Source organism: Micromonospora sp. DH14, from assembly GCF_029809455.1.
GTDB lineage: Bacteria > Actinomycetota > Actinomycetes > Mycobacteriales > Micromonosporaceae > Micromonospora > Micromonospora parva.
This window is the reverse complement of record NZ_JARVKT010000003.1, coordinates 315,394-339,008: the sequence shown is the minus strand read 5'-3', so window position 1 is coordinate 339,008 and position 23,615 is coordinate 315,394. Positions and strand designations below refer to the sequence as shown.

The following is a 23,615-nucleotide window of genomic DNA, read 5'->3' as shown; positions in this document are numbered from 1 at the left end:
CTTCGAGGGTGTCGCGGGTGTTCACAGCCGGCCCGCCCGGCGTTCCACGGCCAGCAGCCAGACCAGGTAACCGCCGCCGATCACGCCGGTCACCACGCCGACCGGCAGCTGGTGCCCGTCGAACGCGCGTTGGGCCAGCAGGTCGGCGCCGGCCAGCAGCGCCGCGCCGACGGTCATCGACGGGAGCAGGTTCGGGCCCGGTGCCCGGGTCAGCCGTTTCGCCACGTGTGGGGCGACCAGCGCCACGAAGGACACCGGCCCGGCGGCGGCCGCCGCGAACGAGACCAGCAGCACGGCGGCGGCGAGCAGCACCAGGCGCAGTCGGCGTACCGGCACGCCCAGGGCGCTGGCCGCGTCGTCGCCCAGCTCCATCATCCGCAGCGCCGGGGCGCAGCCGACGAGCACCAGCGGCGCCAACACGACCAGGACGGTGAGCAGCGGCCCGGCGTTGGCCCAGCCCCGCCCGTCCAGACTGCCGGTGAGCCAGAGCACCGCGCGGGCGGCGTCCATCAGGGGCGCCCGGGTCAACAGATAGCCGTTGACGCCGGTCAGGATCGCGGCCACCCCGATGCCGACCAGGATGAGCCGGTAGCCGTGCACTCCGCGCCGCCAGGCCAGCGCGTAGATCAGCAGGCCGGTGCCGAGCCCACCGGCGACCGCCGCGCCCGCGAGGGCCAGGCTGCTGCCGCCGAGGACGACCACCACCAGCGCGCCGGTCGACGCGCCCTGGGTGAAGCCCAGGATGTCCGGGCTGCCCAGCGGGTTGCGGACCAGCGACTGGAACACCGTGCCGGCCAGCGCCAGGGCCGCACCGACCAGCAGGGCGGTGACCAGTCGGGGCAGGCGGAGGTCGTACACGATGAACTGTTCCGCCACGGTGCCGCCGCCGGTCAGCGTGCGTAGCACGTCCGCCGGCCCCATCGGGTAGTCGCCGCTGCCCAGGGCCACCAGGCCGAACCCGGCCGCGAGCAACGCCGCACCGGCACCGACGCCCAACGCGCGGGGCCGGAACCGCACCGACAACCCCCCGGGGGTACGGATGACGCTCACGGTTGGGCCACCGGTCGGCGGGTGACCAGCCACAGGAAGAGCGGGCCGCCCAGCACGGCGGTCACCATGCCGACCTGGAGTTCCCCCGGTCGACCCAGTACCCGGCCGAGTACGTCGGCGCCGAGCAGCAGCGCGGGCGCGAGCACCGCGCAGTACGGCAGCAGCCAGCGCAGGTCCGGGCCGGTCAGGGCGCGGACCAGGTGCGGCACCAGCAGTCCGACGAAGACGATCGGACCGCACGCGGCGGTCGCCGCGCCGCAGAGCAGGGTGACCGCGACGATCACGGCGGCGCGGGTCAGCGCGGGTCGGGAGCCGAGGGCTCGTGCCGCGTCGTCGCCGAGCGCGAGCGCGTTCAGCGGACGGGCCGCGCCGAGCGCGACCAGCAGTCCGATCGCCATGAACGGCAGCACCCGGGTGACGGTCGCCGGGTCCGCGCTGGCCAGCGAGCCGACCGTCCAGAAGCGCAGCCGCTCCAGCGACGCGGTGTCCAGCAGCATCACCGCGCTCACGTAGGAGTAGAGGGTGGCGTTGAGCGCAGCCCCGGCCAGCGCCAGTCGGGCCGGGGTGGCGCCCCGTCCGCCGCCGACGGCGTAGACGAGCGCGGTCACCGTCGCCGCGCCGAGCAGCGCGAACCAGACGTACCCGCCGACGGCGGTGACGCCCAGGAACGCGGCGGCGGTGGCGACGGCCGCCGAGGCGCCGGCGTTGATGCCGAGCAGCCCGGGGTCGGCGAGCGGGTTGCGGGTGAGGGCCTGCATGATCGCGCCCGCCACACCGAGGGCGGCGCCGGCCAGCAGCCCGAGCAGGGTGCGGGGGAGGCGCATCCGGTGCACCACCGCGTACTCGGCGGCGTCGCGGTGCAGCAACCCGGACCAGGCGTCGGCGAGCGGCATGGCCTTCGCGCCGACCGCGATGCTGAGCACCACGATCACCGCGAGCAGTGCCACGGCGGCGACCAGTCCGCCGGCGCGGGCCGCCCGGCGACCACGCCGGCTCGGGGGTGCGACAGCGCCCCGGGTCGGCACGGACGGTGCCGGCCGGGTGACGGTGGGTGTGGCGTCCAGTGTGGGCTCCGGGGTGGTGGCGAAACGGCGAACCGCTGTTGACAATGACCGAGGTTAGGCTAACCTAACCCCGCTGCCCTGGTCGAGCCCGGCCAACCCCTGATCGAAAGACGCCACCATGCCCGATGCCCTGTCCGCCCGCCGTCTCTCCCGCCGTGGTCTCCTGGCCGCCGGTGGCGCCGCAACGCTCGCCGCCCTGCTCGCCGCCTGCGGCACCGACGACGCCCCGAAGCCTGCTGCCGGCAACGGAGGTGGCCCCTGGTCGTTCACCGACGACCGGGGCAGGAAGGTCGAGGCGGCGGCCCGCCCGACCCGCGTGGTGGCCTTTACCGGCGTGGCGGCGGCACTGATCGATTTCGGTCTCGACAAGCAGCTCGTCGGCGTGTTCGGTGAGACCAAGCGTGCCGACGGCACGGCCGACCCGCAGGCCGGCGACCTGAACGTCGAGGGCGTCGAGATCCTCGGCAACGTGTGGGGCGAGTTCAGCCTGGAGAAGTACGCGGCGCTGCGCCCCGAACTGCTGGTCACCCACATGTACGACCCGGACGCGCTCTGGTACGTGCCGGACGAGAGCAAGGACAAGATCCTCCCGCTGGCGCCCAGCGTGGCCATCACGACCGCCCGGGTGCCGATGACCAAGCCCATCGAGCGGTACGCGGCACTCGCCGAGTCGCTCGGCGCGGACCTGTCCGCCAAGAAGGTCACCGACGCGAAGGCCCGCTTCGACGCCGCCGCCGAGAGCGTCCGGCAGGCCGTCAAGGCCAACCCCGGCATCAAGGTCATGGCCTGCTCGGGCAGCCCCGACCTCTTCTACGTCTCCAACCCCAAGGTGAGCACCGACCTGATGTACTTCGCCGAGCTGGGCGTCGACATCGTGGTGCCCACCAAGCTCGAAGCCGGCGACTACTTCGAGGCGCTGAGCTGGGAGAGCGCCGGCAAGTTCCCCGCCGACCTGATCCTGCTGGACAACCGCAGCACCGCGCTGCAGGCCAAGGACCTCACCGCCAAGCCGACCTGGCAGCAACTGCCGGCGGTGAAGGCCAACCAGGTGAGCGCGTGGGACGCGGTGCCCCGCTTCTCGTACGCCGGCTCCGCGCCACTGCTGGAGAACCTCGCCACCGCCATCCGGAACGCGAAGAAGGTCAGCTGACCAACACCGCACCTACCCGAGGCGCACCGCCGCGCCTCGGGTGGGTTCCGGCTGCCCTCGTCGAGAACATGGAAGGACATTCCGTGACCGTGCCGACGTACCCCGTCGAGACCACCACGCCGCCGCCGTCGGCGTCGACCACCGCGCGGGCCCAGCTGCTGCACGGCGGCTCGGTCGAGCAGTACCGCCGGACAATCGCCGACGGCGTCGACCGGGTCGCCCGCCGGGTGGCGACAGTGGACCGTCCCGGCACCGGAATCACACCGACCGAGCTGGCCCCAGTGGTCGACCGGGTCGACCTGGACCGTCCACTGGGCGACGCGGGCGCCGCGCTGGACGAGCTGGAGAACGTCTACCTGCGCGACGCCGTCTGGTTCCACCACCCCCGCTACCTGGCCCACCTCAACTGCCCCGTGGCCATCCCGGCGCTGCTCGGTGAGGCGGTGCTCACCGCCGTGAACTCCTCCCTGGACACCTGGGACCAGAGCGCCGGGGCCACCCTGATCGAGCGCCGGCTGATCGACTGGACCGCCGAACGGATCGGCCTCGGCGCGCACGCCGACGGCATCTTCACCAGCGGCGGCAGTCAGTCCAACCTGCAGGCGCTGCTGCTGGCCCGGGAGGAGGCGTGCGTCGGCGCCGTCGGCCCGTCGGCACGCGCCGAGCTGCTTCCCCGGCTGCGCGTGCTCACCTCCGCCGCCGGTCACTTCAGCGTGCAGAAGTCGGCCAAGCTGCTCGGCCTCGCCCCGGACGCGGTGATCGCGGTACCCACCGACGCCCGGCGACGGATCCGGCCGGCCGCCGTCCGCGCGGAGATCGCCCGGTGCCGGCAGGCGGGGCTGGTGGTGATGGCCGTCGTCGGCACCGCCGGCACCACCGACTTCGGCTCGATCGACCCGCTCACCGAACTGGCCGAGATCTGCGCGGCGGCCGGCGTCTGGCTGCACGTGGACGCCGCGTACGGCTGCGGTCTGCTCGTCTCGCCGACGCGCCGGCACCTGCTCGACGGCATCGAGCGGGCCGACTCGGTGACCGTCGACTTCCACAAGTCGTTCTTCCAGCCGGTCAGCTCCAGCGCCCTGCTGGTCCGCGACGGGCGGGCGCTGCGGCACGTCACCTACCACGCCGACTACCTCAACCCGGCCCGCATGGTGGAGCAGCGCATCCCCAACCAGGTCGACAAGAGCCTGCAGACCACCCGCCGCTTCGACGCGCTGAAGCTCTGGCTCACCCTGCGGGTGATGGGCCCGGACGCGCTCGGCACGCTCTTCGACGAGGTCGTCGACCGGGCCGCCGACGCCTGGCAACTGGTCAGCGAGGACCCACGCTTCGAGGTGGTGACGCGCTCCGAGCTGAGCACCGTGGTGTTCCGCTACCTGCCCACCGGCCCCGGCCGGGACCTGGCCGACGCCGCCAACCTGCACGCCCGGGAGGCCCTCGCCGCGTCCGGTCTCGCCGTGGTCGCCGGGACCCGGGTCGACGGCCGGCACTTCCTGAAGTTCACACTGCTCAACCCGGAAACCACTGTCGACGACGTCGGGTACGTGCTCGACCTGATCGCCACCCACGCCGGGCGGTACGTGCACGACCACGTCGCCGCCGACCTGACCTGTCCCGTCGGCTGACGCCGGTGAACCTGAACCCGCGCCTGGAGACCCCGATGTCCACCCACGACTTCATCGCCATCGGGTTGGGCCCGTACAACCTGGGCCTTGCCTGCCTCACCGCGCCGATCGACGAACTCGACGGGGTGTTCCTGGAGGCCCGGCCGAGTCTCGCCTGGCACCCCGGCATGCTGCTGGAGTCGGCCCGGTTGCAGACCCCGTTCATCGCCGACCTGGTCAGCCTCGCCGACCCGACGTCGCCCTTCTCCTTCCTCAACTATCTGAAGGAGATCGGCCGGCTCTACCCGTTCTACATCCGGGAGAGCTTCTACCCGTTGCGTAGCGAGTACGACGCGTACTGCCGGTGGGCGGCGGCGAAACTGCCGAACCTGCGCTTCGGTCAGACCGTCACCACCGTGGAGTACGACAGCACCGACGAGCGGTACGTGGTGCGGGCCGCCACCGGCGCGGGGGAGACGGTCGAATACCGGGCCCGGCATCTGGTGCTCGGCACCGGCACCCCGCCGCACCTGCCGCCGGCCGTCGCCGGACTGCCCGGCGACGCCGTGCACAACTCCCACTACCTGGAGCACCGCGCGGCGCTGCGCACCAGGCGCAGCATCACCGTGGTGGGCAGCGGGCAGAGCGCCGCCGAGATATACCACGACCTGCTCGGTGACATCGACCGGTACGGCTACCAGCTCAACTGGGTGACCCGGTCACCGCGGTTCTTCCCGCTCGAATACACCAAGCTGACGCTGGAGATGACCTCACCGGACTACGTGGACTACTTCCACGCGCTGCCCGAGGCGACCCGCTACCGGCTGGAGTCCGCGCAGAAGGGCCTGTTCAAGGGCATCAACGCCGACCTGATCAACGACATCTTCGACCTGCTCTACGCGCTCAGCGTCGGCGGACCGGTGAACACCCGCCTGCTCACCAACACCGAGCTGATCAGCGCCGAGCACCGGGACGGTGGGTACACGCTGGGGTTGCGTCAGGTGGAGCAGGAGCGCGACTTCGCACTGCGTACCGAGGGCCTCGTCCTGGCCACCGGCTACCACTACCGGGTGCCGGAGTTCCTCGCGCCCGTGCGGGACCGGATCCGCTGGGACGCGCACGGCCGCTTCGACGTGGCCCGCAACTACAGCATCGACCACGATGGGCGGGGCATCTTCCTGCAGAACGCGGGCACCCACACGCACAGCATCACCTCACCGGATTTGGGCATGGGCGCCTACCGCAACTCCTGGATCATCTCCGAGCTGCTCGGCCGGGAGTACTACCCGATCGAGAAGAGCATCACCTTCCAGGAGTTCGGGGTGTCGTCGTGACCACCGTCTTCACCCGCGTCGACGAGCGGCTCGGCGAGTTCGCGCTGCGGCCGCTCGACCCGGACGCCGACGCGGCGCTGCTGCACGGCTGGGTGACCCACCCCAAGGCGGCGTTCTGGCTGATGCAGGACGCCGACGAGGCCCAGGTGGCCGAGGAGTACCGGCGGATCGCCGGGCACCCGCACCACGACGCGTACCTCGGGCTGTGGCGGGGGAGCCCGGCCTTCCTCGCGGAGCGCTACGACCCGGCCCACGTCGAACTTGTCGGCCTCTACGACCACCAGCCCGGTGACGTGGGCATGCACTTCCTCTGCGCGCCGGTCGGCACTCCGGTGCACGGCTTCACCCGGGCGGTGATCGGCACCGTGATGGCATGGCTCTTCGACGACCCGACGACCGGACGGGTGGTGGTCGAGCCGGACGTGCGCAACACGGCCGTGCACGCGCTGAACGCCGAGGTCGGGTTCACCGTCGTCGGCCCGATCGCCAAGCCGGAGAAGGACGCGCTGCTCAGCGTCTGCACCCGGGCCCAGTTCCAGGCCGCCGCCGACCGTGCCGCCGTCGACCCCGCCGCCGCCACCCGAACCGAAGGAGCCCCGGCGTGACCACCACCGCCGTCCCCAGCCACCCGCCCGTCGCCACCGCGTACCCCGCTTCCGGCGACCCGGTCGGGCACCTCACCCCGCAGCGGTGGGCCCGGGCCAACCGGCTGCTGGTCCGCAAGGCGCTCGCCGAGTTCACCCACGAGCGGCTGCTCACCCCGCAGGCCGTGGCCGGACCCGACGACCGGCAGTGGTACGAGGTCCACAGCGACGACGGCACCGTCAGCTACCGGTTCGCGGCGCGGGTACTCGCCCTGTCCCACTGGCAGATCGACGCGGACAGCATCACCCGGCACCGCGACGGCACGTCGCTGGCACCGGACGCGGTGGACCTGATCGTCGAACTGCGCGACACCCTCGGGCTCTCCGCGCGGGTGCTTCCGGTCTACCTGGAGGAGATCACCTCCACCCTGGCCGGTACCGCGTACAAGCTGGCCCAGGCCGCGCCGAGCGCCGCCGAGCTGGCCGAGGCGGACTTCCAGACCATCGAGACCTCGATGACCGAGGGCCATCCCTGCTTCGTGGCGAACAACGGTCGGCTCGGCTTCGGCGTCGACGAGTACCACCGGTACGCGCCGGAGGCCGCCGCGCCGGTGCGGCTGGAGTGGCTGGCCGCGCACCAGGACCACTCGACGTTCAGCAGTGCCGCCGACCTCGACTACGACACGCTCATCGAGGGCGAGCTGGATGCCGGCACGCGGGCCCGGTTCGCGGCCACGATGGCCGATCTCGGGCTGGACCTCGCCGACTACCACCTGATCCCGGCGCACCCGTGGCAGTGGTGGAACAAGCTGGCCGTCACCTTCGCCGGTGAGCTCGCCGAGCGTCGGCTGGTGCATCTCGGCCCCGGGCCGGACGTGTACCTCGCCCAGCAGTCCATCCGCACCTTCTTCAACGTCAGCGAGCCGGGCCGGCACTACGTCAAGACCGCGCTGTCGGTGCTGAACATGGGCTTCATGCGCGGGCTGTCGGCAGCGTACATGGCGGCCACCCCGGCGATCAACGACTGGCTGGCCGACCTGATCGCCGGCGACGAGGTGCTGACCGGCACCGGGCTGACCGTCATCCGGGAGCGGGCCGCGGTGGGTTACCGGCACCGGCAGTACGAGGCGGCGACCGACCGCACCTCCCCGTACCGCAAGATGTTGGCCGCCCTGTGGCGGGAGAGCCCGGTGCCCGACCTCGCGCCGGGGGAGCGACTGTCCACCATGGCCGCGTTGCTGCATGTCGACGACGAGGGCCGGGCGCTCGCGGCGGCGCTGATCGCCCGGTCCGGCCTGGCGCCCGAGGTGTGGCTGCGCCGCTACCTGGACGCCTACCTGACCCCGCTGCTGCACAGCTTCTACGCGTACGACCTGGCCTTCATGCCGCACGGCGAGAACGTCATCCTGGTCCTCGACGAGCAGGACACGGTCCAGCGGGTGATCTTCAAGGACATCGCCGAGGAGATCGCGGTGATGAGTTCCGACGCCGAGCTGCCGGCGGCGGTGGAGCGGATCCGCGTCGAGGTGCCCGACGACACCAAGCTGCTGAGCATCTTCACCGACGTGGTGGACTGCTTCCTGCGGCACCTCAACGCGGTCCTGGTCGAGGCAGGTGTGCTCGCCGAGGACGACTTCTGGCGTACGGTCGCGGCCTGCGCCGCCGACTACTTCGACCGGGTGCCGCACCTGGCCGAGCGGGTCCGCCACTACGACCTGTTCGCCCCGGAGTTCACGCTGTCCTGCCTCAACCGGTTGCAGTTGCGCGACAACCAGCAGATGATCAACCTGGCCGATCCGTCGGCGGCACTCCAGTTCGTCGGCACCCTCACCAATCCACTGGCCGCCCACGCGCCGGCCCGGTGACCGCGAATCGCGTTTGATCATTGTCGCCGTCAGCGGGTGCAATAGGCGGATGGGAGTCCTGAGCACCGCCAGCCTGTTCGCCGCCACAGTGACCACCGGCCTGACCGCCGGGTTGTTCGCCGCCTTCGCGTACGCGGTCATGCCGGGTCTGGCGCGTACCGACGACCGGACGTTGGTGCTCGCCATGCGGCGGATCAACGAGTCGATCCTCAACGGATGGTTCGCGGTGTGCTTCGGCGGCGCGCTGCTGTTCACGCTGCTGGCGGCGGCGCTGCAGCTGGGCGCCGGGCGTCGGGCGGTGTTGCCGTGGGTCGTCGCCGCACTGCTGCTGTACCTGGTGGTGCTCGGCGTCACCGCCGTGGTCAACGTGCCGCTCAACAACGTGCTGGCCCGCGCCGGCGACGTCGACGACGGCACCGACCTCGCCGCCCTGCGGTCGCGTTTCGAGGTCACCTGGGTACGCGGCAACGTGGTCCGGGCCGTCGCGTCGACCGGCGCCTTCGGGTTGCTGGCCTGGGCACTGGTGGCGCAGGGCCGGCTGTCCGGCTGAGCCGGGTGGGTGACCGACCGGGCCGCCGCCGGCTCAGTCGGTCGGCTCCGCGGTGCCGGCGCGCTGGAACGCGAGGGCCAGTTGGGTGAGGTCGAAGCCTTCGAAGTGCTGCAGGAACCGGCGGCGTACGGCGGCCAGGTGGCTGGGCCAGGACTCCGTCAGGCGGGCGAATCCGGCGTCGGTGAGGACGGCGTTCCAGCCGCGTGCGTCCTCCTCGCACCGTTCCCGCCGGACCAGCCCCTGCGTCTCCAACCGGATGATCGTACGGGTCATGCCGCTGAGCGAGAGGTGGCAGAGCGCGGCGAGCTCGTTCATCCGCATCCGCCGCTCCGGCGTCTCGGAGAGGTTCATCAGCGCGGTGTACTCGGTCAGTGGTAGCTGACGGTCACCGACCATGTCGGCGTCGATCGCGCGGGGCATCACGTGCATGACCTGGCCCAGGGCGCGGACCAGGGATTCCTCGTCAGGGGTGAGGGGTTGCGGAGTCGCTGCGGAGGGGTCAGGCATCCTCATATCATACTTGTTTGACTGAGCAAATGCTTACCCTGCGTGTGACCACGCCCATGGCTCACATATTTGCTTGACCAATCAAGGACCGGTTAGCGTTCCCGTCGTCCGGCACGCACCTCTGAAAGGCACCACACATGACCAGGATCGGGATCATCCTCGGCAGCACCCGCCCGGGGCGTAACGGCGAGGCCGTCGCCCGCTGGGTGCTCGAGATCGCCAAGCAGCGCTCCGACGCGGAGTACGAGCTGATCGACCTGCTCGACTACCAGCTGCCGCACCTCGACGAGGCGTACCCGCCCTCGATGGGCCAGTACAGCCAGCCGCACACCAAGCGGTGGGCCGAGACGATCGCGTCCTTTGACGGGTTCATCATCGTCACCCCCGAGTACAACCACTCGACCTCGGGTGCCCTGAAGAACGCCATCGACTTCCTCTACGCCGAGTGGAACAACAAGGCCGTCGGGTTCGTGAGCTACGGCTCGGTCGGCGGCGCGCGCGCCGTGGAGCACCTGCGGCTGATCTCCGGCGAGCTGCAGATGGCCGACGTGCGCTCGCAGGTCGCGCTGTCGCTCTTCACCGACTTCGAGAACTTCAGCGTCTTCAAGCCCGGCCCGTTCCAGCAGGACGCGGTGAACACCACCCTCGACCAGGTGGTCGCCTGGAGCGCGGCGCTCGCCCCGCTGCGCAAGGGCTGAGCGTTCGCTGATCCGGATGCGGCCGCGGGGATCCCGCGGCCGCATCCGGGCATTCAGGCCAGCCGCGTCAGGGCCACCATCGGACGGCCGCGTTCACTACCCTTGGCGCGATGAGCCGATCTGCCACCGCTGGGCGGGCTTCTCTCTGGCGGGACCGGACCTTCGGCACGTACTGGATCGCACAGTCGCTCTCGGCGGCCGGCGACTCCTTCGCCTACCTGGCGGTGCCGCTGCTGGTGTTGCAGGCGACCGGTTCGGTGGCGCAGATGGGCCTGCTCACCGCCGTCGCGGGCGCGGCGTCAGTGGTCGCCGGGATCTTCGGCGGGGTGCTGGTCGACCGGTACGACCGCCGCACCCTGATGATCGTGGCGGATCTGACCCGGTTGGTGCTCTACGCCCTGGTGCCACTGGCGTGGCTCGCCGGCCCGCAGGTGTGGCTGCTCTTCGTGGTGCTGCCGATCTGCGAGGCGGCCGGCATGGTGTTCCAGGTCGCCGCGGTAACAGCGGTCCGCAACCTGGTCGACCGCGACCGGATCACCGAGGCCAACGGCCGGTTGCAGGCGACGTACGCGGCGGCGGCGGTCCTCGGCCCGCTGCTCGCCGGGGTGGTGGCGGCCCGCTTCGGTCCGCCGACCGCCATCGCCGTCAACGCGGCGAGCTTCGCGCTCTCGGCGGCCGGAATGTGGCTGATCCGACTGCGCCCGGTGCAGGTGGACGAGGCGGTGGCCCGGCAGCGCCCGCTGGCCGAGTTCCTGGCCGGGGCGCGGTTCCTGTGGCGACAACCCGTGCTGCGGGCGTTGACCGTCCTGTTGTCGGTCTTCATCTTCCTCACCTACGGCTTCGTCGACGTGCTGATCTACCACGTCACGCACGACCTCGGCGGCTCCGAGGGCACCGTCGGCACGGTGCTCGGCCTGGCGGCGCTGGGCACTGTCGCCGGTGCGCTGCTGGTGGCCCCGTTGCGTCGCCGTCGTGGTTTCGGTGCCACCTGGATCGGCGCGCACACGATCTGCGGGTTCGCGGTGGCGGGCGTCGGCATCGCCACGACCGTGCCGGCGGTCACCGCGCTCACAGCGGTGTACCTGTGCTGCCTCAGCATCGGCGGGATCTGCTCGATGTCGCTGCGCCAGGAGATCACCCCCGACCATCTGCTCGGTCGGGTCACCTCCGCGTTCTGGAGCACCCACTACGCCCTCGGCCCGGCCGGTGCCGTCGTGCTCACCTGGGCCGCCGGCCGCTACGGCGCTCCGGCGGTCACGCTCGTGGCGGGCGCGGGATGTCTGCTGGTAGCGGTCGGCGGCCTCTTCACCCCGATCCGTCGCGCCGGTGGGGAGGCAGCCGCTGGACAACCCGGACTGCGCCCGGCACCGGCCGGAGGCACAGTTGGTGGTTGAGACGCTATGGAGCTGATGCCGTAAACGATTCACACGGTGGCGACGGTGCCGGGCGGTGGCGATGGTGCCGGGCGGTGGCGATGGTGCCGGCGGTGGCGATGGTGCCGGCGGTGGCGATGGTGCCGGCGGTGGCGATGGTGCCGGCGGTGGCGATGGTGCCGGCGGTGGCGATGGTGCCGGCGGTGGCGATGGTCCCGGCGGTGGCGATGGTGCCGGCGGTGGCGATGGTCTCGGCGGTGGCGATGGTGCCTGCGGTGGCGACGGTGCCGGGCGGTGGCGACGGTCCCGGGCGGTGGCGACGGTCCCGGGCGGTGGCGACGGTCCCGGGCGGTGGCGACGGTCCCGGCGGTGGCGACGGTGTGACCAGGGGAGCAGGTCCGACGGTGGAGACGACTCGGGCGGCACGGCCAGCAACCGATTCGTTTGCGACATCAGCTCCAAAGGCGCCGACCACCGGCACCGCTCCGAGGGCGCCGACCACCGGCACCGCTCCGAGGGCGCCGGCCACCGGCACCGCTCCAAAGGCGCCGACCACCGGCGCGGTCAGAACTCCTGGTACATCACGTGCAGGCCGACCCGGCCGAGGGTGGGGTGCCGGAACGCGCCCGGCACGGTGCCGACCACCTCGAAGCCCTCGCGCTGGTACAACTCCACCGCCGACCGGTTGGTCTGCACCACGGCGTTGAACTGCATGCCGGCGTACCCCTGGTGGCGGGCCCAGGTCAGAGCCTCGCGGCACAGCGCGGTGCCCACGCCCCGGCCCCGGATCTCGGCGGCGACCATGAAGCTTGCGGTGGCGACGTGCGCACCGGGCCCGGGTCGGTTGGTGCCCATCTTCGCGGTGCCGAGCACCCGCTGGCCGTCGACCGCCACGACGGTCCGGCCCGGTGCCGCCTCCACCCACATGCCGTACGACTGGTCGGCGGTCATCGTCGGGTCGTAGGGGAAGGTCTCCTGTGCCCGGATCACCTCCTCGATGATGGGCCACACCTGCGACCAGTCCTGGTCGACGAACTCCCTCATCAGCACCGGGGGAGGTTAAGGCGCGGACGAGCCCCGGACAAACAGTTATCCGCTGGTGCATCCGGGCGGCGTACCCGGTGCGAAGCATTCATCGTGACGAGACGTCACGGATCCGGTCGCTTCGACGAAAGGCGGCCTTCCAGCAGTTGGTCCGCGAGATCACGCAGGCCAAGAAGCTGCCGAGTGAGAGCGCGGCCTTCACTGCCGTCGCCGGGCTCGGCATCGACACCGTCGAGTCGGTGCTGCTCTACCACGTGGTGCCGGGCGCCACCATCGATCGCAAGACGGCGGTCCGGGCCGACGGCACGGACCTGACCACCGCGCTCGGCTCCACCGTGGAGGTCGACGTGCGTACCTACCTGTACTTCTTCCGCCAGGTGCGGCTGGTCGACGCCGACACCAACGACCGTGACGCGCGCGTCGTCACCTTCGACGTCATCAAGGGCAACCGGCAGATCGCGCACTCCGTGGATCGGGTGCTCCGCCCGATCGACCTGCCCTGACCGGCGGCGGGCGGCGTCCGACCACGCGTCGGACGCCACCCGGGCCGGCGGTCAGCCCGAGGCGAGCGTGGCGATCTCCTCATCGAGCAGGGCGGTCAGCTGGGCGTGCCGCCCGGGATGGCTCTGTGCGGTCATCCCACGGCTGGGCATCTCCACGGTCATCAGCAGGTACAGGTGCAACCGGTAGAAGGCGAGCCGGCGGCGGGCCGACCCGTCCAGCACCAGCGGCCGTGGTGCGGTGGCCTGGTAACCGCGCAGCAGCGGGTGCTCCGGGTCGTCCTCGACGCGCTGGAAGAGCCGCGGCGAGACCAGGTCCAGCAGGGGGTCGCCGTAGAGGAACCGCTCGCCGTCGACCAGGCCACAGAGCCGCAACCGGCCATCACCGTCGGGTGCCGCCAACACGTTGCCGTCCCAGCAGTCGAAGTGCAGCAGCGCCGGGCGGCGCACCTCGTCCAGCACGTCGGCGTGCCGCCCCAGCAGCTCGTGCAGGCGCTGCGGTGTCACCGGCAGTCGGACGCCCCAGTCGGCCGCGTCGGCCAGCAGTTCGTCGAGCATCGCGGTGAACGCCGCCCGCCAGGTCGCCCCGGCGGCCCGGCCGCCGTCGTAACCGAACCGGTCACCGGTCACCTGGTGCAACGCGGCGAGAGCCACGCCCAGGTCGTAGCGCGCCGGGCCGTCGTCGACCGCGCCGCCGGCCTCGGCCAGGTCGAACAGCGACCGGCCGGGCAGCAACTCGGTGACCAACCATTCGCCGTACGCGGGGTCGGTGCCGTGCCACAGCACCGTGGGCACGGGCACCTGCGGCGCCCGCTCGGCGACGAGCCGGAAGTATCGATCCTCGGCGGCGCAGAGCCCGTGCTCGTAGCGCAGCAGCGGCGTCTCGGCCGACGGAGCCAGCTTCAGCACCACCCGACGGCCGTCGTCGAGCAGCGCCCACCAGACCGTCGCGTAGCCACCGCCGGTCAGCGGACCGGCGTCGCGGACCCCGGTGCCCGGCCCGAACGACGCGCCAACCAGGTATGCCACATCGGCCCTGGTGAGGGACTGTTGGGTCGGGCTGACGGCGGTCACGACGTGGTGTCCCCCCGCCGGGCCCGTGGCGCGGGGCCTGCGGTGGCGCGGGTGGAACGCGGGACGGGGCCGGCGGTGTCGCGGCGGATCAGCTCGGCGGGGAGCACCTCGACCCGGGGCGCCGCGGCCCCGGGGCCGAGCACCAGGGACATCGCCCGCACTCCCATGTGGACCAAGGGTAGTCGCACGGTGGTCAACGCGGGGGTCACGTCCCGGGCGATGGGCATGTCGTCGAAGCCCAGCACCGACACCTGCTGCGGCACCGCCAGCCCGGTGGCGCGCAGGGTGGCGAGCGCGCCGATGGCCATCGAGTCGTTGAGCGCCACGATCGCGGTCAGCTCCGGGTCGGCGTCGAGCAGTCGGGCGGTGGCCTCGGCGCCACCGTCGCGGTCGAACTCCGCGTACCGGATGCGTCGTTCGGGCAGCTCGCGGCCCTGCTCGGTGAGCGCCTGCCGCAGACCGGCCAGCCGGTCGGTCGTGGTGGTCAGGATGCGCGGGCCGGCGATCACGCCGATCGCCCGGTGCCCCAGGCCGCACAGCTCCCGCCCGGCCAGGTAGCCGCCGGCCCGGTTGTCCGGCATCACCGCGTCGCCGGAGTGCTCGTGCCGGCCGATCACCGCCACCCGCCCGCCGGTCGCCTCGTACGCGGCGAGCTTCTCGTTGAGCTGCCGGGTGAACGCCTCGTCGTGGTAGCCCGAGCCGGCCAGGATCAGCGCCGCCACCTGGTGACCGCGCAGCAGCTCCACGTACTCCAACTCGCGGTCCGGGTCCCGGTAGCTGTTGCAGATCATCAGCAGCCGGCCCTGGTCGGTGGCGACCCGTTGCAGCCCTCGGGTGATCTCCGCGAAGTACGGGTCGGAGACGTCGTGCACGATCACCCCGACGGCGCTGCGGTGCGAGCGGGCCAGCAGTTGGGCGTGGGCGTTGGGCACGTACTGCAACTCGGCGACGGCGGCGAGCACCCGCTCGCGAAGCTCGTCGGTGACCGGTTTGCTGCTGCCGTTGATGACGCGGGAAGCGGTGGCGGGTGAGACGCCCGCCCGGCGGGCCACATCGGACAGGGTCGCCATGGCCCGCCCCCTCGATCTGTTGACGGCGTTTCGTCGTGCCGGCTAGCGTCACCGTACCGCAGAGAAAGCCCTTTCCCGCAGGGAGGCACTGCCGTGTCCGATCGCTTCGCGGTACGTCGACCCGACGACCCTGCCGCCCGCGGCGCCACCCGCCCTGATCGGCCGGCACCGCTGCCCGGCGGGATCGGGGTGTCCCGGCTGCGCGTCTACGACACGGTGGCCCCCGACGGCCTGGTCGGCGGCACTCCGCACGTGCACCTGTGCTGCACCGAGGGGTACGTGGTGACCGACGGCGAGGGCGCGGTGCAGACCCTCACCAGCGCCGGTTTCCGGGAGACGCCGCTGCGCCCGGGGGTGGTGGTCTGGTTCGAGCCGGGCACCGTGCACCGGCTGGTCAACGGGGGCGGGCTGACCATTGTGGTGCTCATGCAGAACAGCGGTCTGCCGGAGGCCGGCGACGCGGTGCTGACCTTTCCGCCGGAGGTGCTGGCCGACCCGGCCGCGTACGTCGCTGCGGCGGCGTTGCCCGACGGGGGAGCGCCGGGGGCGGACGTGCGCGCCGCGTACCGCAGGCGGGATCTGGCGGTCGCCGGTTTCCAGGCGCTGCGCTCCGGCGGTCCGGAGGCGCTGGCCGCGTTCCATGCCGCCGCTGTCGCGTTGCGCCAGCCGTTGCTGGCACGGTGGCGGCAGCGGTGGGAGGACGGCGCGGGCCGTGCTGCCGCCGACACCGCCGCCCAGCTCGACGCCCTGCGGCGGGGGGATTCCGGGCACCTGGGCGACGCCGGGGTGTACGCGGTGGACGAGCCGGTCGAGCGCGGCCGGCTGGGCATGTGCGGCCTCCTCGACACCTATCCGGCGATCGACGAATAGATCGAGGAAAGGCCTTGCCCGGCGTGAGGGGGCCGCCTACGCTCCAGGAAAGCGTTTGCCTGATCCGCCGACCGGCCCGCTTCACGAGCGCCGTGCCGGGCCCCGAGGAGGTTCCGCGTGACCGAGAACTCTTTGGACACGGCGGGCCGGCAGGCCGCCGACCAGGCGGGCGGTGCGCGCACCGACGCCTCCGGTACGGGAAGCGGCGGTGCTGCCGCGTCCACAATCGCGCAACAGTCGCGCGGGGGTGGTCGCCCCCCGCGCCCGACGCTCGGCCGGCGGGCGGTGGCCTTCGCCGACTCGCTGTGGCGTCCGGCGTTGGTGCTCGCGGTCTTCTTCGTCGCCTGGTGGTTCGTGGCGGCCCGGGAGTATGTCCCGAACTACCTGGTGCCCACACCCGGCCAGGTCTGGGAGACGATGACCACCCAGTGGTCCGAGCTGGCCCGGCACACAGTGGTCACCCTCTACGAGACGGTGCTCGGCTTCGTGCTGGCTGCCGCGTTGGGCCTGGTCACGGCCGTCGCCATCGCCTACTCCCGTACCCTGGACAAGGCGCTCTACCCGATCGTCCTGTTCGCTCAGGTCATCCCGAAGATCGCCATCGCGCCGCTGCTGGTGGTCTGGTTCGGCCTCGGCCTCACCCCGAAGATCATTCTGGCGGTGCTGATCGCGTTCTTCCCGGTGGTCATCTCCGGGGTGGCCGGGCTGCGCTCCACCGACCCGGAACTGCTCGACCTCGCCGCCACCATGGGCGCCGGCCCGTGGCGTACCTTCCGCAAGATCCGCTTTCCGAACGCGTTGCCGCACCTGATGGCCGGCCTGAAGGTGGCCGTCACCCTCGCCGTGGTCGGTGCCGTGGTCGGTGAGTTCGTCGGCGCCAGCGAAGGGCTCGGCTACGTCCTGTTGCTGGCCAACGGCAACCTCGACGCCCCGCTGCTGTTCGCCGACCTGATCCTGATGTCCGCCATCGGCATCGTCCTGTTCGTCCTGGTCGAGATCGCCGAGGCACTGCTCATTCCGTGGCACGCCAGCCGTCGCGCCGGCGTGTCCCTCACCACCTCCTGACCGACCCCATCACGGAGGCACCGATGAAACGCACCGCCACCACCATCCTGGTCACCGCCGCCCTGCTTCTCACCGCGACCGGCTGCGGTGGGGACGATCCCGCCGGCAGCACCAACGCCGACGGCAGCAAGCAGGTCACCCTCACCCTCAACTGGGTGCCCTACGGCGAGCACGCGCCCTTCTACTACGGCCTGCAGAAGGGCTACTACTCCGCCGAGGGCATCGACCTGAAGATCCTGCCCGGCAACGGTTCGGGCAACACGGTCAAGCAGGTCGCCCAGAAGCAGACCGACTTCGGTTGGGCGGACAGCCCGGTGCTGCTCAAGTCGGTGGCCAGCGGAATGCCGGTGCGCAGCCTCGGCGCGTACCTGGAGAAGGGACCCTCCTCGGTGGAGTTCTTCACCGAGGAGAACATCAAGACCCCGGCCGACCTCAAGGGCAAGACCGTCGGCGGCACCCCCGGCGACGCCCTCTACGCGACCTTCCCGGCCTGGCTGGAGAAGAACGGCGTCAAGAAGGACGACGTCAAGGTGGTCAACGTCGACGCCGCCGGCAAGATCGCCGCCCTGGCCGAGGGCAAGGTCGACGCCATCATGGGCTTCTTCCACGACCAGGCGCCCACCATCGAGAGCAAGACCGGCAAGAAGGTCGACGTGCTGCTCTTCGCCGACTACGGGATGAACCTGCTCGGCACCGGTCTGGTCGCCAACACGCAGACCCTGCAGAAGGACCCGGAGCTGGCCCGCAAGTTCGTCCGGGCCACCCAGAAGTCCTGGGCCGACGCCGCCCGGGACCCGGCCGGCGCGGTGAGCGCGATGGCGGCCCTGGCCGAGAACGAACCGGCGCCCGAGGTGCTCACCAAGCAGCTCACCCTCAACCTGCCACTGATCGGCGCGGACGGCCCGCCCGGGGTGAACACCGAGGCCCAGTGGACCGAGACCATCGAGCTGATGTCCCGCTACGCCGAGCTGAAGGACCCGGGAGCGCCCAGCGCCTACTGGGACTCCTCGTACGCGGCGCAGGGGTGACCCGGTGACCCCCGCGCCGGCAACCACCGGCACCGCCATCGGGATGTCCGGGCTGACCGTCCGGTTCACCACCCGGCGGTCGCAGACCACCGCCCTGGACAACGTCTCACTGGACATCGAGCCGGGCGAGTTCGTCACGATCGTCGGCCCGTCCGGCTGCGGCAAGTCCACCCTCCTGAAGATCGTCGCGGGACTGGTCACGCCGACCAGCGGCGAGGTGTCGCTTCTGGAGCGCCCGGTGCGCGGGCCGCAGAAGGAGATCGGCTTCGTCTTCCAGAAGGCCGCGTTGTTGGAGTGGCGCGGTGCCCGGGCCAACATCCTGCTCCAGGCCGAGATGCGCGGCATGGACCGGACGGCGGCGGCCCGCCGCGCCGACGAGCTGATCGAGATGACCGGCCTGACCGGCTTCGAGAAGGCGTTGCCGCACGAGCTGTCCGGCGGCATGCAGCAGCGGGTGGCGCTCTGCCGCGCGCTGCTGCACTCCCCGCCGGTGCTGCTCATGGACGAACCGTTCGGCGCCCTGGACGCGTTGACCCGCGAGCAGATGAACGCCGAGCTGCACCGGATCTGGCGGGAGACCGGAACCACAGTGGTGCTGGTCACCCACTCCATAGCCGAGGCGGTCTTCCTCGGCACCCGGGTCGTGGTGATGAGTCCCCGGCCCGGCCGGATCATCCGCACCTTCCCGGTCGAGCTGCCGGCGCACCGCGACTACGCGCAGGTGATGTCGGATCCCCGCTTCGACCGGCTCGCCACCGACCTGCGTGGGTTGCTCGGCAGCGCGGCCGCCAACCACTGAACGCGGATCGGCACGACCAGCACGACGGAAGGAACACCATGACCCGCAGGTCGATCGGCATCATCGTCAACGGCGTGACCGGACGGATGGGCTACCGGCAGCACCTCGTCCGGTCGCTGCTGGCCATCCGCGAATCCGGTGGTGTGGCGTTGGCCGACGGCACCACCATCTGGCCGGAACCGGTACTGGTCGGGCGCAACGAGACGAAGCTCCGGGAACTCGCCGAGCGGCACGGACTGACCGACTGGACCACCGACCTGACCTCGGCGCTGGCCCGCGACGACATCGAGATCTACTTCGACGCGCAGGTCACCCAGCAGCGGGAGAAGGCGATCCGGCAGGCCATCGAGGCCGGCAAGCACATCTACACGGAGAAGCCCCTGGCCGAGGACACCGCGGCCGCGCTCGACCTGGCCCGGGCGGCGGACGCGGCCGGCGTACGGACCGGTGTGGTGCAGGACAAGCTCTTCCTGCCCGGTCTGCGCAAGCTCAAGCGTCTCATCGACGGCGGCTTCTTCGGCCAGATCCTGTCGGTACGCGGCGAGTTCGGGTACTGGGTCTTCGAGGGCGACTGGCAGCCCGCGCAGCGGCCGTCGTGGAACTACCGGGCCGAGGACGGCGGCGGCATCGTGGTGGACATGTTCCCGCACTGGCACTACGTGCTGGAGGAGCTGTTCGGCACTGTCAACGCCGTGTCCTGCGTGATCGCGACGCACGTGCCCGAGCGGGTGGACGAGGCCGGCCACGCGTACCCGGCCACCGCCGACGACGCCGCGTACGCCATCTTCGAGCTCGACGGCGGGGTGATCGCGCAGATCAACTCGTCGTGGACCGTGCGGGTGTACCGCGACGAGCTGGTGGAGTTCCAGGTCGACGGCGTCGAGGGCAGCGCGATCGCCGGCCTGCGGTCCTGCCGGGTGCAGCACCGCGCGGTCACCCCGAAGCCGGTCTGGAACCCGGACCTGCCGGCAACCGAGGACTTCCGCGCCCAGTGGGCCGAGGTGCCGGACAACGAGGAGTTCGACAACGGCTTCAAGGTGCAGTGGGAGGCGTACCTGCGGCACGTCGTGGCCGGCGAGCCGTTCCGGTGGGACTTCCTGGCCGGCGCGCGCGGGGTGCAGCTGGCCGAGCTGGGGCTGCGCGCGGCCCGCGAGGGCGTCCGCGTCGAGGTGCCGGAGCTGCGCCCATGACCGCGGCCGTGGTGCTGCCGGGTGGGCGACGGCACCGGTTCGCCGGGGGGAGCGGCTTCGCCCGACCGGACGCGCCGGCGACCAGCCGGATCGCGTACGCCGCCGCGCACGTGGTCGCCGATCCGGGCGCGGAGAACGTGCCGGGCGCCCCGGCGGCGGTGGACTGGGACACCACCCTCGCCTTCCGGCGGCACCTGTGGTCGTACGGGCTGGGGGTCGCCGAGGCGATGGACACCGCCCAGCGGGGGATGGGGTTGGACTATCCGGCGACCCGGGAGCTGATCCGGCGCAGCGCCGCCGAGGCCCGCGCGGTGGGTGGGCGGATCGTCGCCGGGGTCGGCACCGACCAGTTGCCGGCCGGTCCGGCCACCCTGGCGGCGGTCACCGCCGCGTACGCCGAGCAGCTCGACGACGTGCGCGCGGCCGGCGCCCGGCCGGTGCTGATGTGCAGCCGGCACCTGGCCGCCGCCGCGCGGGGCCCGGAGGACTACCTACGGGTGTACGGCGAGCTGCTGAGCGCCGCCGACGAGCCGGTGGTGCTGCACTGGCTGGGCCCGATGTTCGACCCGGCGCTGACCGGTTACTGGGGTGCTGTCGACCTGGACCTGGCGGCCGACACGGTCGTCGAGCTGATCAAGACCCACCAGTCCACCGTGGACGGCATCAAGGTGTCGCTGCTGGACGCCGGCCGGGAGATCGCGTTGCGCCGTCGCCTGCCGGCCGGGGTGCGCCTCTACACCGGTGACGACTTCCACTACCCGGAGCTGATCCGGGGCGACGAGGTGGGTCACTCCGACGCGCTGCTCGGGGTGTTCGCGGCCATCGCACCGGCCGCCGCCGCCGCGCTGGCCGCCCTGGACCGGGGGGACCTGACGGCGTACGACGAGATCTTCGTGCCCACCGTGCCGCTGGCCCGGCACCTGTTCGCGGCGCCGACCTGGCACTACAAGACGGGGATCGTGTTCCTGGCGTGGCTGGCCGGGCACCAGGACCACTTCACCATGGTCGGTGGCGCACAGTCCGGGCGGTCGCCGGCGCACCTGGCCACACTGCTCACCCTGGCCGACGCGGCCGGGCTGCTGCCCGACGCCGACCTGGCCGCCGCCCGCGCCCGGGCCCTGTTCACCGTGGCGGGGGTGGCCCAATGAGCCTGACCCGCTTCTCGTTCAACCAGGCCACCGCGCAGCGTTGGCCGTTGCCCGAGGTGGTGGCCGGGTGCGTGGCGGCCGGCGTGCCGGGCATCGGCCTGTGGAGGGAGCCGGTGGCCGAGTACGGGTTGGCCCGTTCGGCGAAACTGGTCCGCGACGCGGGTCTCGCCGTCACGTCGCTGTGCCGGGGTGGGTTCTTCACGGCCGACGACTGGCGCGCGGAGAACCTGCGGGCCATCGAGGAGGCGGCCGTCCTCGGGGCCCCGGAGCTGGTGCTGGTGTCCGGTGGGTTGCCGGCCGGCAGCCGGGACATCGACGGCGCCCGGCGTCGGGTCGCCGACGCGATCGGCGAGTTGGCCCCGCACGCCGAGGCCGCCGGGGTGCGGCTGGCCATCGAGCCGCTGCACCCGATGTTCGCCGCCGACCGGTGCGTCATCAGCACCCTGGGTCAGGCGTTGGACATCGCCGAGCGGTTCGACCCGGCGGTGGTCGGCGTGGTCGTGGACGCGTACCACGTCTGGTGGGACGACACGGTGTACGCGCAGATCGCCCGCGCGGGCGAGTGGATCGCCGCGTTCCAGGTCTGTGACTGGGTGACCCCGCTGCCGGAGGGGGTGCTGCTCGGCCGGGCGTTGCCCGGTGACGGGTGCATCGAGCTGCGCCGGCTACGCGAGGCGGTCGACGCGGCCGGTTACGTCGGCCCGATCGAGGTGGAGGTCTTCTCCGCCGAGGTGTGGGCGCGTCCGGGCGCCCAGGTGCTCGACGCGGCGATCGCCGGGTACCTGCGCCACGTTGTCTGACCTGCCCGGACGACGGTGGCCGGCGGCGGTCGGCGCCTGGCTGGGCATCGGCACCGCACCCGCCACGCTGGTGCTCGGCGCGGCGATGGCCGCCCGGCACGGCGGCGCGGTGCCGGTGACCGGACTGCTGGTCGGCGGGGCGCTGATGGCGGCCCTGCTCTGGGGGCAGGGCCGGATCGGTCTGCGCCGGCCGCTGGGCGACGGCGCGCCGTTGACGGCGGTGCTGCCCGCGTACCTGGGGGACACCTCGCGGCTGCTGCTGGCGGCGGTGCTGACCGCGTCGATGATCGGGTGGAACGGGTTCAACGTCGGTCTCGGCGGGGCCTCGCTGGCGGCGTTGACCCACCTGCCGGCCTGGGCCGGGCCGGCGTTGCTGGAGGTGGTGGTCCTCGCCGTCTCCTGGGCGCCGGCCCGGCTCGGCAACCGGGTCGCGGTGCTCACCACGCTCAGCGCTGTGGTGCTGGTCGGCTGGTGCCTGACGGTGCTGCCACCACCGGGTGCGCCGGTCCGGCTGGCCGCCGGTGGGCTCGTCGACGCCGCGGCGCTGATCGGGTACGTGGCCGTGTTCGCGCTGCGCGCACCGGACTTCAGCGTGGGCCTTGCCCGGCGGCGGGACCTGGCCTGGTGCGTGGGGTTGTTGGTCGGGCCGGCGTTGCTCGGGGTGCTCGCCGGTGCCGGCCTGTGGCTGCGTACGGGCTCGGCGGACGTGGTGGCGTTGCTCGCCGCCGGCTCGGGGCTGGCCGGGTACGCGAACCTGTTCGTCGCGGTGGCGGTCTTCGCGGCGGCGCTGACCACCACGTACTCCGGTTCGTTGGCGTTGCGTGGCCTGGCTCCCCGGCTGCCGGTGCGGGCGGCGATGCTGCTCGTCGCGGTGCTCGGCGGTGTGCTGGCGGTGGCGCGGTTCGACCGTCTGGTGCTGCAGTGGTTGACGGTGCTGGCCGCCGCGCTGCCGGTGCTGGTGGTGCCGATGGCCGTGGAGGCGGCGGCCCGCCGGCGCGGTCGGGTCCCGCGTACCGTGCCCGCCTGGTGCTGGGTGCCGCCGGCGCTGCTCGCGGTGGCCTGCACGCTCGCCGGCGTGGGTGCCGCCCCGCTGCTCGGGCTTGCCCTCGCCGGGGTGTGCACTGTGCTGTGGTGGCATCGCAGAAAGTTGATCTAGGCGTGGCCCGCGGATCGTGATCTTATACGCACCAGCGATCCGTAACAGTCTCCGAATCCTCGATTAACCGTCGGCGGCTTAGGTGGGGGAGC

24 protein-coding genes are annotated in these 23,615 nt (G+C 72.1%); 17 read left to right on the top strand and 7 right to left on the bottom strand.

Going from position 1 to position 23,615, the window contains the following annotated elements:
• Window positions 1-21: 21 nt before the first annotated feature.
• Window positions 22-1,050 (bottom strand): iron chelate uptake ABC transporter family permease subunit, encoded by a 1,029-nt coding sequence (locus QCZ28_RS07425; protein ID WP_279515841.1) that lies wholly within the window; start codon window positions 1,048-1,050, stop codon window positions 22-24.
• Window positions 1,047-2,075 (bottom strand): iron chelate uptake ABC transporter family permease subunit, encoded by a 1,029-nt coding sequence (locus QCZ28_RS07420; RefSeq protein ID WP_279515862.1) that lies wholly within the window; start codon window positions 2,073-2,075, stop codon window positions 1,047-1,049. Before QCZ28_RS07420 ends, QCZ28_RS07425 begins: the two co-directional genes overlap by 4 nt.
• Before the next feature lie 157 nt (window positions 2,076-2,232).
• On the opposite strand from QCZ28_RS07420, the gene QCZ28_RS07415 reads away from it, so the two are divergent.
• The 6 genes from QCZ28_RS07415 (at window position 2,233) to QCZ28_RS07390 (ending at window position 9,201) form a co-directional block, all read left to right on the top strand.
• Window positions 2,233-3,264, top strand: coding sequence for an ABC transporter substrate-binding protein (locus QCZ28_RS07415; protein ID WP_279515840.1), 1,032 nt, complete (start codon window positions 2,233-2,235; stop codon window positions 3,262-3,264).
• 83 nt (window positions 3,265-3,347) lie between these two features.
• On the top strand, window positions 3,348-4,889 hold the full coding sequence (locus QCZ28_RS07410; RefSeq protein WP_279515839.1) for an aspartate aminotransferase family protein: 1,542 nt from the start codon (window positions 3,348-3,350) through the stop codon (window positions 4,887-4,889).
• A 35-nt stretch (window positions 4,890-4,924) separates the two neighbouring features.
• A complete protein-coding gene (locus QCZ28_RS07405) occupies window positions 4,925-6,202 on the top strand; it encodes a SidA/IucD/PvdA family monooxygenase (protein WP_279515861.1) in 1,278 nt (425 codons plus the stop codon).
• Window positions 6,199-6,807, top strand: coding sequence for a GNAT family N-acetyltransferase (locus QCZ28_RS07400; protein ID WP_279515838.1), 609 nt, complete (start codon window positions 6,199-6,201; stop codon window positions 6,805-6,807). Before QCZ28_RS07405 ends, QCZ28_RS07400 begins: the two co-directional genes overlap by 4 nt.
• Window positions 6,804-8,651: an IucA/IucC family siderophore biosynthesis protein gene (locus tag QCZ28_RS07395; protein WP_279515837.1), complete on the top strand. Its 1,848-nt coding sequence runs from the start codon at window positions 6,804-6,806 to the stop codon at window positions 8,649-8,651. Before QCZ28_RS07400 ends, QCZ28_RS07395 begins: the two co-directional genes overlap by 4 nt.
• A 49-nt stretch (window positions 8,652-8,700) precedes the next feature.
• On the top strand, window positions 8,701-9,201 hold the full coding sequence (locus tag QCZ28_RS07390; RefSeq protein ID WP_279515836.1) for an anthrone oxygenase family protein: 501 nt from the start codon (window positions 8,701-8,703) through the stop codon (window positions 9,199-9,201).
• Between the two features lie 33 nt (window positions 9,202-9,234).
• Here QCZ28_RS07390 and QCZ28_RS07385 read toward each other — a convergent pair whose 3' ends face one another.
• Window positions 9,235-9,708 carry a MarR family transcriptional regulator gene (locus QCZ28_RS07385; protein WP_279515835.1) on the bottom strand — a complete coding sequence of 158 codons (474 nt, stop codon included), beginning with the start codon at window positions 9,706-9,708 and terminating at the stop codon, window positions 9,235-9,237.
• A 137-nt stretch (window positions 9,709-9,845) separates the two neighbouring features.
• Here QCZ28_RS07385 and QCZ28_RS07380 point away from each other — a divergent pair, with 137 nt between their 5' ends.
• Together QCZ28_RS07380 and QCZ28_RS07375 are read left to right on the top strand one after the other, a co-directional pair.
• Window positions 9,846-10,406 (top strand): NAD(P)H-dependent oxidoreductase, encoded by a 561-nt coding sequence (locus tag QCZ28_RS07380; protein WP_279515834.1) that lies wholly within the window; start codon window positions 9,846-9,848, stop codon window positions 10,404-10,406.
• Between the two features lie 110 nt (window positions 10,407-10,516).
• The gene (locus QCZ28_RS07375; RefSeq protein WP_279515833.1) at window positions 10,517-11,800 is read left to right on the top strand and encodes an MFS transporter; all 1,284 of its coding nucleotides are present in this window, start codon (window positions 10,517-10,519) and stop codon (window positions 11,798-11,800) included.
• Between the two features lie 4 nt (window positions 11,801-11,804).
• Here the strand turns inward: QCZ28_RS07375 and QCZ28_RS07370 are convergent, their stop codons facing one another.
• Window positions 11,805-12,308 carry a hypothetical protein gene (locus tag QCZ28_RS07370; protein WP_279515832.1) on the bottom strand — a complete coding sequence of 168 codons (504 nt, stop codon included), beginning with the start codon at window positions 12,306-12,308 and terminating at the stop codon, window positions 11,805-11,807.
• 35 nt (window positions 12,309-12,343) lie between these two features.
• The gene (locus QCZ28_RS07365; RefSeq protein WP_279515831.1) at window positions 12,344-12,829 is read right to left on the bottom strand and encodes a GNAT family N-acetyltransferase; all 486 of its coding nucleotides are present in this window, start codon (window positions 12,827-12,829) and stop codon (window positions 12,344-12,346) included.
• 71 nt (window positions 12,830-12,900) lie between these two features.
• Here QCZ28_RS07365 and QCZ28_RS07360 point away from each other — a divergent pair, with 71 nt between their 5' ends.
• On the top strand, window positions 12,901-13,326 hold the full coding sequence (locus QCZ28_RS07360; RefSeq protein WP_279515830.1) for a fasciclin domain-containing protein: 426 nt from the start codon (window positions 12,901-12,903) through the stop codon (window positions 13,324-13,326).
• Between the two features lie 51 nt (window positions 13,327-13,377).
• Here the strand turns inward: QCZ28_RS07360 and QCZ28_RS07355 are convergent, their stop codons facing one another.
• Together QCZ28_RS07355 and QCZ28_RS07350 are read right to left on the bottom strand one after the other, a co-directional pair.
• The gene (locus tag QCZ28_RS07355) at window positions 13,378-14,352 is read right to left on the bottom strand and encodes an aminoglycoside phosphotransferase family protein (protein WP_279515829.1); all 975 of its coding nucleotides are present in this window, start codon (window positions 14,350-14,352) and stop codon (window positions 13,378-13,380) included.
• 41 nt (window positions 14,353-14,393) lie between these two features.
• A complete protein-coding gene (locus QCZ28_RS07350; protein WP_279515828.1) occupies window positions 14,394-15,467 on the bottom strand; it encodes a LacI family DNA-binding transcriptional regulator in 1,074 nt (357 codons plus the stop codon).
• 93 nt (window positions 15,468-15,560) lie between these two features.
• Between QCZ28_RS07350 and QCZ28_RS07345 the strand changes: the two genes are divergently transcribed.
• The 8 genes from QCZ28_RS07345 (at window position 15,561) to QCZ28_RS07310 (ending at window position 23,523) form a co-directional block, all read left to right on the top strand.
• Window positions 15,561-16,337 (top strand): cupin domain-containing protein, encoded by a 777-nt coding sequence (locus QCZ28_RS07345; RefSeq protein ID WP_279515827.1) that lies wholly within the window; start codon window positions 15,561-15,563, stop codon window positions 16,335-16,337.
• Window positions 16,338-16,454: 117 nt separating this feature from the next.
• Window positions 16,455-17,402, top strand: coding sequence for an ABC transporter permease (locus tag QCZ28_RS07340; protein ID WP_279515826.1), 948 nt, complete (start codon window positions 16,455-16,457; stop codon window positions 17,400-17,402).
• Between the two features lie 23 nt (window positions 17,403-17,425).
• A complete protein-coding gene (locus tag QCZ28_RS07335) occupies window positions 17,426-18,430 on the top strand; it encodes an ABC transporter substrate-binding protein (protein WP_030327376.1) in 1,005 nt (334 codons plus the stop codon).
• A 4-nt stretch (window positions 18,431-18,434) separates the two neighbouring features.
• A complete protein-coding gene (locus tag QCZ28_RS07330) occupies window positions 18,435-19,229 on the top strand; it encodes an ABC transporter ATP-binding protein (protein WP_279515825.1) in 795 nt (264 codons plus the stop codon).
• Between the two features lie 38 nt (window positions 19,230-19,267).
• Window positions 19,268-20,419 carry a Gfo/Idh/MocA family oxidoreductase gene (locus QCZ28_RS07325; RefSeq protein WP_279515824.1) on the top strand — a complete coding sequence of 384 codons (1,152 nt, stop codon included), beginning with the start codon at window positions 19,268-19,270 and terminating at the stop codon, window positions 20,417-20,419.
• On the top strand, window positions 20,416-21,567 hold the full coding sequence (locus QCZ28_RS07320; protein ID WP_279515823.1) for a dihydrodipicolinate synthase family protein: 1,152 nt from the start codon (window positions 20,416-20,418) through the stop codon (window positions 21,565-21,567). The genes QCZ28_RS07325 and QCZ28_RS07320 overlap by 4 nt, the downstream gene beginning before the upstream one ends.
• Complete coding sequence (locus QCZ28_RS07315; RefSeq protein ID WP_279515822.1) at window positions 21,564-22,367, top strand: sugar phosphate isomerase/epimerase; 804 nt, start codon at window positions 21,564-21,566, stop codon at window positions 22,365-22,367. The genes QCZ28_RS07320 and QCZ28_RS07315 overlap by 4 nt, the downstream gene beginning before the upstream one ends.
• Window positions 22,360-23,523 carry a hypothetical protein gene (locus QCZ28_RS07310; protein WP_279515821.1) on the top strand — a complete coding sequence of 388 codons (1,164 nt, stop codon included), beginning with the start codon at window positions 22,360-22,362 and terminating at the stop codon, window positions 23,521-23,523. Before QCZ28_RS07315 ends, QCZ28_RS07310 begins: the two co-directional genes overlap by 8 nt.
• The last annotated feature ends 92 nt before the right edge of the window (window positions 23,524-23,615 follow it).

Bases quoted from the DNA above. Each gene is read 5' to 3' on its own strand.
- QCZ28_RS07390 (WP_279515836.1), top strand. From the start codon at position 8,701: ATGGGAGTCCTGAGCACCGCCAGCCTGTTCGCCGCCACAGTGACCACC.
- QCZ28_RS07405 (WP_279515861.1), top strand. From the start codon at position 4,925: ATGTCCACCCACGACTTCATCGCCATCGGGTTGGGCCCGTACAACCTG.
- QCZ28_RS07315 (WP_279515822.1), top strand. From the start codon at position 21,564: ATGAGCCTGACCCGCTTCTCGTTCAACCAGGCCACCGCGCAGCGTTGG.
- QCZ28_RS07375 (WP_279515833.1), top strand. From the start codon at position 10,517: ATGAGCCGATCTGCCACCGCTGGGCGGGCTTCTCTCTGGCGGGACCGG.
- QCZ28_RS07350 (WP_279515828.1), bottom strand. From the start codon at position 15,467: ATGGCGACCCTGTCCGATGTGGCCCGCCGGGCGGGCGTCTCACCCGCC.
- QCZ28_RS07415 (WP_279515840.1), top strand. From the start codon at position 2,233: ATGCCCGATGCCCTGTCCGCCCGCCGTCTCTCCCGCCGTGGTCTCCTG.
- QCZ28_RS07380 (WP_279515834.1), top strand. From the start codon at position 9,846: ATGACCAGGATCGGGATCATCCTCGGCAGCACCCGCCCGGGGCGTAAC.
- QCZ28_RS07320 (WP_279515823.1), top strand. From the start codon at position 20,416: ATGACCGCGGCCGTGGTGCTGCCGGGTGGGCGACGGCACCGGTTCGCC.
- QCZ28_RS07335 (WP_030327376.1), top strand. From the start codon at position 17,426: ATGAAACGCACCGCCACCACCATCCTGGTCACCGCCGCCCTGCTTCTC.
- QCZ28_RS07325 (WP_279515824.1), top strand. From the start codon at position 19,268: ATGACCCGCAGGTCGATCGGCATCATCGTCAACGGCGTGACCGGACGG.
- QCZ28_RS07385 (WP_279515835.1), bottom strand. From the start codon at position 9,708: ATGCCTGACCCCTCCGCAGCGACTCCGCAACCCCTCACCCCTGACGAG.